This window comes from Paenibacillus sp. W2I17 (genome assembly GCF_030815985.1).
In the GTDB taxonomy this organism is placed as follows: Bacteria; Bacillota; Bacilli; order Paenibacillales; family Paenibacillaceae; genus Paenibacillus.
In genome coordinates this window covers 3,581,977-3,598,270 of the sequence record NZ_JAUSXM010000001.1, presented here as the reverse complement: position 1 = coordinate 3,598,270, position 16,294 = coordinate 3,581,977, and the positions used below count along the sequence as shown (strand labels likewise).

Here is a 16,294-nt window from a genome sequence, read left to right as displayed (position 1 = left end):
TAGAGGATGCTCAAATTACTTCTCTCCCGGAACTTCAACGATGACTTTGCCTTTCTCGGGGACAACAGAACCGGTATCAATAGAGCTCAATTCGTTCATGATTTCGAAAGAGGTTTCTTCAAGCATGCGAGAGTACTTGAATGATACGAGTGTTTGACCTGTTACGGAAGGGCGAGTCCCTGCTTCAGCGACGGCTTTGTTTTTAATAAAGAACAGGTCACCGATGGTTCCGGCATTTTTGCTGATGTTAGCTTGCCATTGTAGCAGTGCACTTCCATTTTTGAAGATATAATAACTGATCAGATCGTTATCCTCAACAACGAAGAAACGATCTTTTTTGCCTTGTTCAAAAATGTATTCAATGGATGAATCCACCGGACCCAGAGGGTTGCGAATGTCCAGACGTGCTTGTCCCAGTTCAGAGAAGCGTGGCAGATGCAGTGCGGCTTCACGCGCCACAGTCAGATCGGAACTGTTATATTCTTTTACAATCGTAGCATCGGTAGTGTAAATGTAGGCTTCCTTGGCACTCTGATTCCACTGCACCTTGGCACCAAAAGCTTCACCGATGGCACGGAGCGGAAGCATCGCTTTACCATTTACCAGAATCGGCGCGGAGGATAATGTCGCATTCTGACCGTTTTTCTTCATTGTTTTGCTGTTAGGTGTAAGGATATACTTATCGCTGCCACTGCTAATGCTGATCTCTTTTGTTTTGTTATTGTAACCAAACGTATAGTTGCCGAGGAATTGAAGCTCCGTTAATGCCACGTACGTAATACCCTGCCGTATGACAACATCATATTGAGCTTGAACATTGTTAATATAAGCTGTCGGTTTAGGTTTAGTTGCTGCGGCTTCCGCCACAGTGGATGAGAGTAAGGCAGGTGCCGTGCCTGCGGTGAGTATCGAAGCGGCAAGGACCATTTTCCATGTTTTAAGCTGCCAAACAGAGTTGTAATTTTTCATCACTATCAATCTCCCTTCTAATGTTTAAGACGGACTACATAACCTAAATGTTGCATATTATGGAAAGTGAACCATCCGATGTCCTTTTCCCTGTTACCCCAAATGAAGCTTTTTCTAGGGATTGCCACAAATACCCATCTGATGTACATTAGAAGCAATGAAATAAGTGAACCGGGAGCTCAATGAAGTTGGGCTGAGAGAGTGGCCTTGTGCCGCTGACCGTACATCTGATCTGGGTAATGCCAGCGTAGAGAACATGGAATTACAATATGTAAGGGTGAATTGTGGGAATGAACGTGGATGAACAACAGACCTCTTTGAACTGTGGTGGTGTATCTGCCAGGGCGGAGGGGAGCTGGTTGATATCCGTATTTTCGACATCCATCCCATACATCATTGTGAGGATTGTACACTGTACGTAAGGCCTGCCCGGAACCGGGGAGGCTTTTTCGTTTATTTTTAGAGGTTGTTCAAAAAGTCTGCTTTTGATTACGAAGAATGCCTGACGGCATCATCAGCATCGAATATGAATTCATCCCATCTTCTTGGTACTGAAAACCAGTCTTTTTGAACACACACTTTTACAACCCCCACAGGGAACAAAGGAAGGACGTAGAGAACATGGCAACAACAGCAGGCAACAAGCGATTGAAACTAACGGATATTCTGGTAACCATCGTGATCGCAGTAGTGTTTGGGGTGATTTACAAGATATGGGGACCTACATATGACTTGATGAAACCATTTGGCGTTCATGCGGAGCAGATGATCTACGGCATGTGGTTTATGGCGGGCACGTTTGCTTTTGTTATCATTCGTAAACCAGGCGTGGCTATTCTTGCCGAAGTTGCGGCATCAACGGTAAGTGCTTTTCTGGGTAGTGAATGGGGCATGTCCACACTTGTATACGGTCTGTTGCAAGGATTGGGAGCCGAGATATTATTCGCAGCATTTTTGTATCGCAAAACCAATCTGTTTGTCACCTGTCTTGCAGCCATAGGAGCTGCAGCGGCTTCGCTTTTGCTGGATTACCAGTACGGGTATATTGATTCACTCTCGGCCTGGAACTACACGTTATTTATCGGATTCCGCTTCATTGGAAGCATCTTGATTGCAGGAGTGTTCGCTTATTATCTCGCCAAAGCATTGGAACTAACCGGTGTAACGCGTTCGCTCAGACCGGTATCCAAACAAGATTATGAGGCGCTGGATTAGATGAACGGGGAAGGGAATTCGCAAGCGGTCAGTGTGACAAATCTAAGATGCAAGTTCCCAGGAGAGAAAGCCTTGGTATTTCAAGGCTTGTCTCTTTCTGTGCGTCAAGGAGAGAAAGTGCTGTTGCTTGGCCCGAGTGGCTCGGGTAAATCGACGTTATTGCAAATTCTGAGCGGTCTGATACCACGTTCGGTTGAGATTCCGATGAAATGTGATGATATTCAGGTTCCCGCCAAAGCAGGAGTGGTCTTTCAAGATCCGGATACCCAGTTCTGTATGTCCTTTACGGATGAAGAGATCGCATTTGTTCTCGAAAACCGAAATATTCCGCGTGAAGAGATGCCTGCTCTGATTGAATATTATCTGAAACAAGTGGGGTTATCCTTTGAACAGAATCGTGTATTGATCCAGTCCATGTCTCAGGGGATGAAGCAGCGTCTTGCGATTGCTTCGATGCTTGCCATGGACCCGGAGGTATTGTTTTTGGATGAACCCACTGCACTGCTGGATGATGAGGGGACTTCCCAGGTGTGGGATACCGTCAAACGAATCGCCAGTGACAAAACGATCATCATCGTTGAACACAAAATAAACGAGATTGTGGATATGGTCGACCGCATCATTGTGTTATCACCTGAAGGAAAGATTGTGGCGGATGGGCCAGCACAGCAGGTATTTACGGATGAACGGGGCAAGCTGAAGGCTTATGGAATCTGGTATCCAGGCATATGGGAGGAGCAAGAGCAGGCAGCTAGGCAAGAAGAGGGAAGTGCTTCTGGAGAGATTCAAGTGTGTGTGGATCACGGCATCTCAAGTTTGGAAGCACAGCGATCGTCTGGCTTATCCGATACACCGGGTATATCCCTCATATCTCACGTCTCATCCTTATCGCCTTTATCACCCGCCTACCAGCCTGCACTGGACTTGCAACAGTTCACCGGATGGCGTGGGAAAACACCTTTCATTCAGGTGGAGCAGGCCAAGGTATGGCATGGAGACTGGATTGGTATTGTCGGAGCTAATGGAGCTGGCAAGAGTTCATTGTTGTTATCTCTGATGAATATCCTGAAAACAACAGGTCATTATGAGGTGGACGGTCAGCCCTCTGGCAAAACAGAGCAGCTTGCAGATCGAATTGCGTTTGTATTTCAGAACCCGGAGTTTCAATTTGTGACCAACACGGTCGCGGAAGAAGTAGAATTCTCATTGCTGGGGGGCAGGCTGACAACGGAAGAAAGACTTGTCAGGACTGATCATATGTTGAATCAATTTGGGCTAATAGACCTCTCCGAGCGCCATCCCTACCAATTATCGATGGGGCAGAAACGACGCTTGAGCGTTGCCTCTGCACTGGTGAGAGAGCAGCGAATACTGCTGTTGGATGAACCTACTTTTGGACAGGATGCCCGCAATACGTTTGCCATGTTAGCACAGCTGGAGCAATTGCGGAGAGAGGGAACAGCCATTGTTATGGTTACCCATGATCTTGAAATCGTAAAAAGATATTGCACCCGAATCTGGATGGTAGATGAGGGGAGGTTATCTGATGCAACTGTCGTTTCCTCACCGTGAAACCTGGCTTCATAACGTCAATCCAGGATTAAAGATGATCATTCTGACGATGATGTTTGTCATCGTTATCCTCATTCACAATCTGAATGTAATGACCAACGTTGCGATGGCGATGATGCTGTTACTGTGCTGGACAGGTCACCCATGGTATAGATTGATGCTGTACGCATCACCATTCATTCTGGTGTTTATCTCCACGTCTACAGGTATGATGCTGTTTGGTAAGGGCGAGACCACATGGTATAAGTGGGGACTGATCCACATAACCGAAGAGAGCTTCTATCGCGGTCTACACTTGGGTTTTCGCTCGCTGACTATGGCAGCGGCTGGCTTGCTGTTCGGACTGACAACGAAGCCGGTAAGGCTGTTTTATTCACTGATGCAGCAGTGGCGGCTTCCTGCAAAATATGCCTATAGCTTTCTGGCCGCGATGCGCATGATCCCGATTTTGCTGGATGAATTCCAGACGCTCCGTTACGCTATTCGTATACGTGGAACACGGCAACGTGGCTCTCGCTGGAACGTGTATGGTACACTCAAGCGTTACGCTATTCCGCTGCTGGCACAGAGCATTCGCCGTGCACAGCGAATGGCGGTAGCGATGGAAGCGAAAGGGTTCACAGATGGCGCGAGCCGCACGTATTACATTCAGATTGGCTATTCGCGAGCTGATCTGTGGTTTGTATTTTATTATATCCTCACCTTAACAGCGGCTTATTACATCGGAGTTACCTTTCCTTATCATGCTACGATGGTGGATGTAAGGTAATACGGGCAGATAGAATAGAAATATATTGAGGTAAACGGTAACTTTTTCCTGTTTACTGCGTCTCTATTGGAAATAACTTCTAATGAATGGGGATGAACGAGAGTGAAGACGGGTCCTGACTGGCAGAGAACGGGGTACAAATGGATTACCATGACTGGATTATCAGCTGTGCTGTTGACGGGCTGGATGCTGCTGGATTCCAAAATGGTCGCCCTTGAAGGACAAGCTTTGGCTACAACGCCACAAGCATTGGGGGCAAGTTCCCAAGTCTTATCAACACAGTTGGCCTACAAACAAGGAGATACCGTTACACTTATGAATGACATTCCTCTGTTCAAAAACAGAAGGGACGGCAGTGTGGCTGCTGACCAGCTGGGGATTGAATACTATACAACAAAAAACGAAAAGTATACGTTGGCCACGGTTCGAGGTGAGTGGGTGCAGCTTAAGTCAACCGATCATGGAGACTTTTGGCTACCAAGTTGGTATGCCCTCACGGAGAGTAGAAGCATGACGGAAACAGCTCCCCAAAGCTTCACACTCCAATCAGGCAGCAAGCTGTATCTGGCTCCAGATAGTTCTACAACCTGGTCTTTTGAGAAAGCGCTAACAGATAAGGCTGTTATTGTTGCAAAGTGGAAAGGCTGGTATGGGGTATCCATTGCCCCACGAGTCTGGAATAAAGAATCCTCCACGTATCGGCCAGGACTCTTCTGGATCAAGGCACAGGCTATAGAACAGCGGATGAATGTGGCTGATGGCTGGTTCCAACAGGATGCATCGCTGCCAACTTCGGTTATACGCCATCTGACAGATATTAAGCTGAACAAGGCAACCACCTCCAAACAAGTGGCTGGGTGGTTAGGCGAGCCGGATTGGAAAGAGAGTTCAAACAATCTAAATTTCACGGGTTATTCAATGAGTATTGGACAGACCTGGAGATATGAGCGGGAAGATGCGCAATTTCTGGTCACATTCAACAAGAATGGCAGACTGGTCAGAACACGCTGGAATTTAGCACAGGATAATCGAAATGCTGTCGTTTCCGATTGGAACATCAGTCGGGCGGATGAATATGGGTTCACAACAAAAATCTATGGCACAACACTGCCAACGACAATCCCTTGGAAACCGGTATGGACCAACCAGGGGGATATTAACTACACTTTTTTACAAGCAGCCACGGATGATGTACTCCTGATGAAAGGGGATGACGGTGGATTTAGCGGGGATTACTACGAAGGTTCCATATATGCTCTTGACCGACATTCGGGCCAGAAATTATGGGGGATTAATGGGGGCTTTGGAAGACAGCAGGCAGAGGTGGATGCAGAGCGCAAATACGTTACAATCTACACCGATTATGACCCTGATAAGAAAAAATACGTGGATCGTATTCGTCATCTGAACTTGAAGAACGGAAAGGTCATGTGGACGTACACTCCTAAGCAAAAGTTTAGACTAAATGGCATCACCGCTGCGAAGAACGTTGTGGTTGTGGATAACCCGGTTGTTGAGAGCTCAAGCAACAGTTGGTTAACGGTTCTGGACAGTGCAAACGGAAAAACATTGTGGACGCGAAAACTGGCTACGGGTTATGAATTATTGAACAAGAGTGCAGATGACCCCTATGTGTTGTATTGGGAAAAGAATAAGCTGGTTGCAGCCGATCCGCAATCAGGGCGAACCGTATGGAGCTTAAAGGGCAAACGATCCACCATAGAACAATTTTGGAATGATCCATATACTGGTGGAATTGAACGTCTTGATCCCTTTGCAACCACGAATGCTGAAAGATGGCTATCACTAGATAATCAGTGGCTTCTGCTTGATCTGAACACGGGGAAAAAGCTTGCCCAATTCCCTGCTCGGGTAGGACAGAGATTTGAGGAGCTGAATGATGGCATGTTGTTGATCCGTGAGAACAAAAACGGCGATCATTACGGCGAATATGAAGATTTTACAACTACCCTGTATGATGCCAAGACAGGCAAAACACGCTGGACGATCAAGGGCAAGATTGAACGAGGACTGGTGGAAGAGGATCAGTTGTATGTGATTAAGAACGGTTATCCAGCGGCTTTGGATTATAAAACGGGGGAGACGCGTTGGAATGCCAAAGATACGATTGCAACACTAAGGCATCCGACGAATCAGGGAAGTTATCTGGTCATTGATGATCAGTTGCTGTTGCCCATGGACGAGAATCTGCTCGTAATGAACAAAAAGAATGGAGCACTGTTAGGTCGTGTACATGACGTTGTGATGGGAAACCCGGAGCACCCGGGACCGGGATGCGAAGAATGGAATGATTAACCGGATCGGTAATGAAGTGTATGTGGGTTCGTCCAACGGACGTTTTCGTGTATATGAAGCCAGCCGCCTGCAGGAGGCAATCTCACCTTAAAAGCTTGTCTCGTAAGGGATGTTGATTTATTATAAATGAACAGGCTTGCTCGCGCTCCGGTTATCGGCTGTGCGGGCTTTCTTCATGTGTTCTTGAAGAACCATGCATGATCATTCACGGGAGGACTCTCCATGATCTCATTATATGGTGTAAGCAAACGTTATAACGAGCGCGGTTCCCGTGCAGATCAGGGATTCGAAGCATTAAGCTCGGTGTCCCTCGAAGTGGGACAAGGAGAAATACATGGCATCATCGGATCGAGTGGTGCAGGCAAATCCACGCTTCTGCGGATGCTCAACGGATTGGAAAAGCCGGATGATGGTGAGGTTGTTGTGAATGGGCAGCACTTGACCCAGATGAATGAACAGAGTCTGCGTCAGGCACGTAGATCCATTGGCATGATCTTTCAACACTTCAATCTTGTCAGTAACCGAACGGTGAGTGGCAATGTCTGCATGCCATTGGAGCTTGCGGGTATGCCCCGTGCGCAGCGAGTTGAACGTGGACTTGAGGTGCTGCGGTTTGTTGGACTGGAAGACAAGGCGGGTCAATATCCTGCTCAGCTCAGCGGAGGACAGAAGCAGCGTGTGGCGATTGCACGAGCGCTGGCCAGTCGTCCAGATGTGCTGCTCTGTGATGAACCGACCTCTTCGCTTGATCCACAGACCACGAACGGTATCCTGGATGTGCTGCGACATATCAATGAAACGCTGGGCGTGACCATTGTTGTAGTGACGCATGAGATGGAAGTGGCTCGCAGACTATGTCACAGGATATCCGTCATGAAGGATGGGCGGCTCGTTCGTACGTTGTCTAAAGCGGAAGTGAGCAGTATCCCTGCTCCGCAGCCTGATCTGCTGACCTCCTTGCTTGCGGGTGACGAATACGGGATGACAGGTTCGTCTCTGTTCCGTCAGGCAGAACAGGAGGACAAGTCATGAGGTTACCTGAGTCTGTGCTGAAATATCAGCATGAGATATGGCAGGCGATCGGAGAGACTTTTGTCATGGTGGGTATCTCCATTGCGGCAGCTGTTCTGATTGGGTTACCTCTGGGTACACTGCTGTACTTATTCCGGAGAGGACAACGGTATCAGAATCAAACGCTGTCCTTTGTACTCGGCAGTGTCGTTAACATCGTTCGTTCGTTTCCGTTCTTACTGCTGGTTGTATTCATGATTCCATTCACACGGATTGTTGTGGGAACGTCCATAGGTACGTTGGCGGCAACCGTGCCACTCTCGGTCATTGCAATTGCCTACTACGCCAGACTGGTGGAACAAGCGTTGCTGGATGTACCGAGGGGAGTGGTTGAAGCTGCTGCTTCCATGGGGGCATCGACGATGCAACTTGTGGTGAAGTTTTTGTACGTGGAGGCACGATCTGGTCTTGTACTGGGACTCACGACAGCTACGATTAGCTTCATCTCTTACTCGACGGTGATGGGTATTGTAGGTGGCGGCGGGGTTGGTGATTTTGCCATTCGCTACGGTTATCAGCGCTTCGAAACGGAGATTATGGTATTTACGATCATCATTATGATTATCCTGGTACAGATGATCCAATTCACAGGTAGCAGACTGTCCCACTGGCTGGATCGCAGATCCTGAACGGTTGGACCGTGCATTATTAAGAATAACCAATACAGATTATACGATGAGGGGTAGACATGAAATGAAAGTGAAAATGATGCTTATGTTGCTTGCAGTAATGCTGGTTGTAGCTGCTTGTGGCAAAAAAGAAGAAACACCTGCGGCTGAAGGAACAAAAGAAGATACACAAGCTGCACAAGAAGTTACGCTGAAAGTAGCCACGTTGATTCCACCGATGACAGATGTACTGGATATTGTTAAACCGCTATTGAAGGAAGATGGTGTCAACCTGGAAGTTGTTGTGTTGTCAGATAACGTTCAACCAAATACGGCACTCGCGAACAAGGAAGTGGATGCAAACTTCTTCCAACACGTGCCTTACATGACCCAGTATAATGAAGCGAACAATGCCAATCTGGTGGCTGTACAGCCTATCTATAATGCCATCTATGGCGGCTACTCCAAAAAGTACAAAACGATTGAGGAATTGCCAGAAGGTGCAACGGTTGCAATTGCAAACGATCCTTCCAACATTGGTCGCTCTCTTGTGATGCTGGAGCAGAACGGGTTGATTAAGCTGAAAGAGGGCGTAGGTTTTAACGCCACACAGGCAGACATCACCGAGAATACAAAGAACTTCAAGTTTGAGGAAGTGGACTTGTTGATGCTGGCTCGCATGATGGATGATGCTGATCTGGTAGCCATGACACCGGCATATGCCAGTCCGCTCGGTCTTACACCGAAGAAGGATGCATTGTTAACCGAGAAGGATGATTCCCATTTTGCCATCACCATGGTTGCCCGTGAGGATAACAAGGACTCCGAAGCGATCCAGAAGCTGGCTAAACGCATGGCGGGTCCAGAGGTCAAAGCCTTCTTCGAAGAGAAATATGCAGATATCGCGATCCCGGCATTTAAATAGAGAATACGTTGGTCCAATGTAAATAACCTGTAGATCTGAGCGATAACGCTTGGATCTTTTTTTTGTCGTCCGCGTGCTTATTAACAAGTATTTAGAAAGTTAACAATTTGGTCATATCCCCGGAACACTTTATTTAATAGTTTTTTCGTATAATTTGTTTGAAAATGGTTCTTTTGGATTATAAATGAAGAGATTTGTTCGAGTTTTTTAGTGTGAAAAGTGTTTTTTACAAGAAGTGAGACCTAGTTTTTTAAAAAGATGGTTTACAATCTATGAGAGCTTTACAAGAGCTAGAACAAGTAAAACTAAAATTAATCTGGAAGAGGTAGAGAAATTTGTCCCAAAAAAATAGCAAATCGACCTGGTTCAACAAGATGCATAAGAACTTTAAGACCAAGCTGGTGGTGTCCTTTATTGCTTTCCTGGCCATTCCTTCGTTAAGTATTGGAGTTTTATCGTATAACAGTGCAAAAGATGAAGTGGAGAAGCAAATTTTACATAGTGCGATGGAAAATGTGAACCTTGCCAGTGCAACGATAGATCTTTCAGTCAATACCAAGCGGAATCACATTGAATATTATGCGAATACACTTGCAGAGCAATTACGACAAGAAGATGCCGAGGTTCGGGTTGTGAACGAATTGAAGGGGTACGCTGCGCAGAACACAGATATCATCACCATAGGTGTAGGCACAGAGGCAGGTGTGTATCTGATGTCCTCCGATGCGGAGATGCCTGAAGATTACGATCCGCGAACAAGACCATGGTACACAGAAGCGATGGGTACTCCACAGCAAGTCATTGTTACAGACCCTTATATTTCTGCAGAGACAAAAGAGATTACCATTACGATTGCGAAGGCACTGGATGACCAATCCGGTGTGGTCCAATTGGATCTTAATCTGTCGGACATTAGTCAATTGGTTAGCGGAATTAAAGTAGGAGAAAAGGGACATCTGATTCTGCTGGATGCCAGCGAAAAGTATATCTATCATCCGACGATGGAACCTGGAACAGATGCAACAGAAGATTTTTGGACACAAGTGTATACGAATGAATCCGGTAACTTCAACTATACCTTTGATCAGGTTGATAAGGTCATGTATTACGCCACGAATGCATCCACGGGATGGAAGGTCGCAGGCACCATGTTTTCTTCTGAAGTAGAGGATGCCGCTGCGCCTATTCTGAATCGAACGATTATGGTCATCGTTTCCTGTCTTGTCATCGGAATTTTGATCATCTGGCTCGTGATGCGATCGATTGTTAAACCGATTCGTCAGTTGAAGGATCAGGCGATCCAGGTGAGTGAAGGGGATCTAACCCAAACCATTACTAGCACAAGCCATGATGAGATTGGTGAACTGAGTGATGCCTTTGGCAAAATGCAGCACAATCTGCGTGTGCTGATTCAAAATGTGGAGAACAGCGCCAGTCAGGTAGTCATCTTATCGGATGAAATGACTCAGAGTGCGGAATCAACCAGTGCAGCCAGTGAGCAGGTAGCGCGAGCCATTCAGGAAATTGCGAGTGGTGCGGAGAAACAGACCGAAGGTATTGAACATAACCATCAGGCCATGAATGAAATTACGATTGGTATTACAAGAATCGCCGAACGTTCCATACATGTCGCTGATTTGGCGAAACATACAACCGTACAAGCAGAAGAAGGCGGCAACACCGTCAAGCAGACGGTGAGTCAGATGCAATCGATTCAAGAGACGGTAGAACAGACAAACCAATTGATTCAAGCGTTATATGAACGATCACACCAAATTTCAGCGATCACGGAGTTAATCGGAAATATAGCCAAACAGACAAACCTGCTCGCGCTGAACGCATCCATTGAAGCTGCTCGTGCAGGTACACATGGCAATGGATTCGCCGTTGTAGCAGCAGAGGTTCGCAAGTTGGCAGAACAATCCGGGCAGTCTGTCAATGAAATCACCGTGCTGACTACGGCGGTTCAGGAAGATATGGCAGCTTCCGTTCGCATGATGGAGAAGGTGACTTCAGAGGTTGGAGAGGGCATGGACATCTCTACAGAAGCGATTCGAAAGTTTGAACGTATTCTGGATAGCATGCGGGAAACGACACCTCAGATTGAAGAGATTGCTGCCACGTCGCAAGAGATCACAGCAGGTGTGCAGGAAGTATCTGCTGTATCCAATGAGTTGGCAGGCATTGCGTCAGGCAACGCCGCAACTTCCGAAGAAGTGGCCGCTTCCTCAGAGGAGCAACTGGCAGCGATGGAGCAGATTTCTTCATCGGCTCGTGGCTTGTCCACCCTGGCTGAAGAGCTGCAGCGCCTGATTAGACAGTTTAAGTATTAAACGGGATCGTAGAAGAGAGTATCACAGGGACAGCATCACATCATGTTTCATTAGAGGGAGTGGACAACCATGCAACTGGAACTCAAAGCCTTCTTACTGCTAACGGATGCGGTCATGATTACAGATGAGGAGGGTGTGATTCTGGATGTGAATTCCGTTTATGTAACCAAAACAGGATTCTCACGGGAGAGCACCATAGGTCAGCCTGCCCGATTGCTAATGGATACCCACTGGAGAGGAAATCAGACCTGGTCCGGCGTTGCCAAACTGATGAAGGTTGATCAGGAAGTGTGGGAAGCCCAGGTTACGATTACATCGGTTCATTTGGATGATTCTCTTTTTTATATCAGCATATTTAATGATGAATTTTCATGAAAAAAAACGTTGTTTGGTGATAAGGGGATGTTAGCTGAAAGCAGTAATTATTTTCAAAAAAATGGTCAATATCGTCAATTGAATAAGGGAGCACGGCATACTATGATTTGTGTACTGAGGAACTGCGACCATGAATCTGACAACATTCATTGAATGCATGAAATCCTGAAGTCGTAATGTGGACGGTGACCATTTGCTACGCGATCTTGTATTAAATTTCACGCTAATTTTGATCTTTGTTTTCCTAATTCATCACTATTTGAACCATACAAATGCTACCCGTTCAACATCCATCACGACTCGAATCATTATTGGTATTACGCTGAGCATGTTGGGCACGGCGCTCTATTATTTCTCTATTGTGCTTGAGGATGGTACATTGTTGAATTTCCGGGCCATTGTGTATCTGCTTGCTGCTTATTTTGGTGGGAGTGGCTCTGCTTTCGTTACTTTTGCATTCATGTGGATGTTTCGGATTAATATGGGGCGTAATCCCTTGTTGGAGAACTGGCAGTATGCGTTGACAGAGTTGTTATTTGTCGTAGCCATATGTCTGATCTTTAAGTATATCAGGGGATTTATACAGAAGTGGTTGTCCGGAGCGTTGCTGTTGATTACTGTGTATGAGTTTTCTGCACTAAAGACAAATTCCCCTTCTCTGCTAATGATGGGGCAGATTCTCTTTTTTCAATGTATCTGCCTGCTGTTCGTTATATTATTCCTGTATTATCTGAACCAAAATCATCGATATAGGAGATTGGTCATTCAGAGGGATCAGGAAATGCTGGAGATGCTTCGTATGCAGCCGGGTTTTACTTTTAAAATCCGAAAACAGAACGGAAAATTCGAGTATCTTGTGCTTGAGGGAGAGATGCTCTCCCGACTGGGCTTGGATATGAGTAGTCTGAAGCAAGATTACAAACTGGGCACATTGGATATTTTACCTCAGGAAAAGGTAGAATTTCTGCGAAAGCAGTTTAACCGGGCATGGGAAGGGGAATCTTTTTTTTACGAGATTGAGCATGGAGGTTACTATTCGCTGGTGAACGTTCGCCCTCTGCGAGAAGAGGGTGTGGTGAAATATGTCGTGGGATATGGACTTGATATTACGGAGCACAGAGCGGTTAAACGAAGGATTCAAGAAAGTGATGAGCGATATCGAACACTTGAGCGAGTGTCGGCAGATTGGTTTGTCGGTTTGGATAACAACAGATGTATTGTGTCAGTGAATCAGAAATTTCTGGATGTTCTCGGTCTCGGCAGGCAGGAAGTGATTGGGCGTCAGCTTGAAGAATTGTTGTTCATTGAGCAGCTGGAGAACTGGTTGTTCGTTTTCCAAAAAGCCTTACATCACAATATAGCACAAGATACGGAACTGAGTTTCATTATTGGAGAAGGTCATGAGCAGCATGTTCGGGTTCACCTATACCCTGTTAAAGTATTAAACTCGAGTGAGAAAATTAAGGCAGTCATTCATGACATTTCGGATCACTATAGACGTGTTAAGGCTGACAAAGCAAGCCAGGCGAAGAGTGAGTTTCTCGCATTCATGAGCCACGAGATTCGTACCCCACTGAGCGGTATTATCAACTTTTCGTTGTTGCTTCAACGAACAGATCTATCTCCACAACAAAAGGATTATTTGAGTAAAATCAATGCTTCCTCCCAAACCTTGCTTGCCCTCGTAAATGATATTCTTGATTTTTCAAAAATAGAGGCAGGCAAGCTGATGTTGGAGAAGGTCTCTTTTTCACCAGAGGAAGTGATCAAACGTGTGGCAGATCAGATTGGTGTGGCTATCGGGCACAAAGTTATCGAAGTGATCTTTACAACCGATCCCGATCTGCCATTAACGGTGATTGGTGATCCGTTCCGACTTGAACAGGTGTTATTGAATCTGCTCAGTAATGCGATTAAATTTACGGAGCATGGATATGTAACGCTGCAGGCAGAGGTTCTTTCATTGGAGGCGGAGCGAGTTCATGTCCGTTTTGAGGTAGAGGACACGGGAATCGGAATGTCACCCGAACAATTGGAACGGCTCTTTGTCCCGTTTACTCAAGCGGAACCCTCGACGTATCGAACATATGGTGGCTCTGGTCTTGGGCTGGTCATCTGTTACCTTCTGGTCACCTCTTTGGGAGGAAGCTTGCGGGTGGATAGTGTGCTGGGAGAGTACAGTCTGTTTTCATTCGACTTGATATTTGAACTTGCAGATTCGGAAGAAGAAGAGAGTTTCTCCCTGCAGACACACCCTCTCCTATATGGTGCGAATGATGTGGTTATCATTGAAGATGATGAACGGATGGGCGCAAATCTGAAGCAGCTGCTCTATTCATTCGGGATGAATCCGACGCTGTATACTTCCTTGAACCATATGATGGAGAGTGATTGGTATACTCCTGAAGCCGAAGGGACAAGTTCGATGTTGATCATGTTGGATATGGATATAGAAGACACAGTCAACGGTTCGTTATGGGACAGTTTCATGAAGCGAATGAATCGAACCAAATTTAAAATGGTGGGTTATACCCATGCTTTTAGTGAAAATGCCCTGTGGAGTGAGGAGAGATCCTTTCGCCCGGATCTCATGATGATCAAACCGATTACACGTCTGGGATTGTTCGAAGTCTTACTTGCACTTCAGGGTGAAGGGCCATTGGAGAAAAAGCGGTTGATAGAATACGATGAATCCTATTTGCTTAAATCCAAAGGGCACATTCTGATCGCTGAAGATCATGAAATCAATCAACTGGTCATTCGGGCCATGCTGGAAAATACCGGATTCAAGGTGACGCTGGCAGATAGTGGCACAGAGGTTTTGAAGAAATTGGATGAACAAACATGGGAACTGATTCTGATGGATCTCTATATGCCAGATATGAACGGAATTGATGCAGCGCGACACATTCGCAAGATGAGGAAATATGATCGTACACCCATTATCGCGCTTACAGCGAATATTTTAAAAAGCGACCATGAATTATATCTTGAAACAGGCATGAATGCCATACTGACTAAGCCCATACATGAACAACAGCTCGCAGACATTTTGGAAATATGGATTGATCTAAAAGGCATAAGGGAGATCAATGGAATTGATGCAGATAAGGCGATCAGACAGATGGACGGCAAGCCACATATTCTGCAATATGCGCTCACGAAATTCAGAATGGAGTATGGCTCGTTTCAGAAAAAACTGGCGATCCAACTTCAGCAACAGCAGATTGCTGATGTCATTCGTAGTGTTCATTCTCTTCGAGGCGTAGCTGCGAATCTGCATGCAGTGGACCTGATGTGTGCGGTACTCCAATTGGAATCGCTCTTGTTCCGTCCGTTGTTCAAAGAAGAGGAACTGCGTTCAATATTGGAGAAGGTACAACAGGAAATTGATAAAATTACCGAGTCCCTGCCATGGTGACCGAATGAAGCTGTGTGGTTTTAAGGTGTGAACTTATATCCGACCCCCCAGATGGTTTGAATGTATTGGGGGTTTTTTGGATTGTCCTCAATTTTTTTGCGAAGTTTGGTAATGTGCACATCGATGGTGCGATCATTAATGTAGGCATCAATACCACGAATGGCTTCAATTAGGGCATACCGACTGTAGACTTTGCCAGGATTGAGGATAAACAGCTTCATGATCTCAAATTCGGAGAATGTCATCTCCACGCGCTGGTTATTCAACAAAACAGTTCTTCGGGCCAGATCGAGAGATATTCCGGATTCCTGTTCAGTGACAACAGAGCTGTTCAATATAGAGTAACGACGCAATACGGCCTCAATACGTGCCTTCAGCTCCTGCATGCTGAAAGGCTTACATACATAGTCATCAGCCCCATCTGTTAATGATCGAATCCGCTCAGAAACCTCGGTTAAGGAAGAGATGACAATGATGGGGATTGCCGTATGTTGGCGCATGAGAGAACTAGGATTCTTATTACCCGAATCAGGGAGCATCAAGTCAAGAAGCAGGATATCAGGCCGCGCTTGAAGCTGTAGAAGACCATCTCTTGCGTTATCGACACGGATAACATCATACCCTTCACCTTGCAAATACAAGGATAATGTATCGCCTAACATGTTGTCGTCCTCTATGATAAGCACTTTCGTCATGATATTCCTTTCTGAACCCCCTTCT

12 protein-coding genes are annotated in these 16,294 nt (G+C 46.1%); 10 read left to right on the top strand and 2 right to left on the bottom strand.

All coding sequences use genetic code 11. The features are described 5' to 3' along the window. Window positions 1-15: 15 nt before the first annotated feature. Window positions 16-969, bottom strand: coding sequence for a copper amine oxidase N-terminal domain-containing protein (locus tag QF041_RS15945; protein WP_307414889.1), 954 nt, complete (start codon window positions 967-969; stop codon window positions 16-18). Between the two features lie 621 nt (window positions 970-1,590). On the opposite strand from QF041_RS15945, the gene QF041_RS15940 reads away from it, so the two are divergent. The 10 genes from QF041_RS15940 to QF041_RS15895 all read left to right on the top strand — a co-directional run bounded on the left by QF041_RS15940 (window position 1,591) and on the right by QF041_RS15895 (window position 15,574). Beyond that, on the top strand, window positions 1,591-2,184 hold the full coding sequence (locus QF041_RS15940; protein WP_307414888.1) for an ECF transporter S component: 594 nt from the start codon (window positions 1,591-1,593) through the stop codon (window positions 2,182-2,184). After that, on the top strand, window positions 2,185-3,756 hold the full coding sequence (locus QF041_RS15935; protein ID WP_307414887.1) for an ABC transporter ATP-binding protein: 1,572 nt from the start codon (window positions 2,185-2,187) through the stop codon (window positions 3,754-3,756). Then, complete coding sequence (locus QF041_RS15930) at window positions 3,731-4,525, top strand: energy-coupling factor transporter transmembrane component T family protein (protein WP_307414886.1); 795 nt, start codon at window positions 3,731-3,733, stop codon at window positions 4,523-4,525. The genes QF041_RS15935 and QF041_RS15930 overlap by 26 nt, the downstream gene beginning before the upstream one ends. Before the next feature lie 102 nt (window positions 4,526-4,627). Then, window positions 4,628-6,841, top strand: a complete 2,214-nt coding sequence (locus QF041_RS15925) for an outer membrane protein assembly factor BamB family protein (protein WP_307414885.1) — start codon at window positions 4,628-4,630, stop codon at window positions 6,839-6,841. A 222-nt stretch (window positions 6,842-7,063) separates the two neighbouring features. After that, on the top strand, window positions 7,064-7,873 hold the full coding sequence (locus QF041_RS15920; RefSeq protein WP_053061448.1) for a methionine ABC transporter ATP-binding protein: 810 nt from the start codon (window positions 7,064-7,066) through the stop codon (window positions 7,871-7,873). Next, window positions 7,870-8,541 carry a methionine ABC transporter permease gene (locus tag QF041_RS15915; protein ID WP_047841707.1) on the top strand — a complete coding sequence of 224 codons (672 nt, stop codon included), beginning with the start codon at window positions 7,870-7,872 and terminating at the stop codon, window positions 8,539-8,541. The genes QF041_RS15920 and QF041_RS15915 overlap by 4 nt, the downstream gene beginning before the upstream one ends. A 64-nt stretch (window positions 8,542-8,605) precedes the next feature. After that, window positions 8,606-9,445 carry a MetQ/NlpA family ABC transporter substrate-binding protein gene (locus tag QF041_RS15910; protein WP_483406961.1) on the top strand — a complete coding sequence of 280 codons (840 nt, stop codon included), beginning with the start codon at window positions 8,606-8,608 and terminating at the stop codon, window positions 9,443-9,445. Between the two features lie 335 nt (window positions 9,446-9,780). Further along, window positions 9,781-11,778: a methyl-accepting chemotaxis protein gene (locus QF041_RS15905; protein ID WP_483874690.1), complete on the top strand. Its 1,998-nt coding sequence runs from the start codon at window positions 9,781-9,783 to the stop codon at window positions 11,776-11,778. Window positions 11,779-11,847: 69 nt separating this feature from the next. Beyond that, window positions 11,848-12,153, top strand: coding sequence for a PAS domain-containing protein (locus tag QF041_RS15900; protein WP_036606158.1), 306 nt, complete (start codon window positions 11,848-11,850; stop codon window positions 12,151-12,153). Between the two features lie 193 nt (window positions 12,154-12,346). Then, window positions 12,347-15,574: a hybrid sensor histidine kinase/response regulator gene (locus QF041_RS15895; protein WP_307414884.1), complete on the top strand. Its 3,228-nt coding sequence runs from the start codon at window positions 12,347-12,349 to the stop codon at window positions 15,572-15,574. A gap of 20 nt (window positions 15,575-15,594) precedes the next feature. Here QF041_RS15895 and QF041_RS15890 read toward each other — a convergent pair whose 3' ends face one another. Beyond that, a complete protein-coding gene (locus tag QF041_RS15890; protein ID WP_076253483.1) occupies window positions 15,595-16,269 on the bottom strand; it encodes a response regulator transcription factor in 675 nt (224 codons plus the stop codon). Window positions 16,270-16,294: the final 25 nt, after the last annotated feature.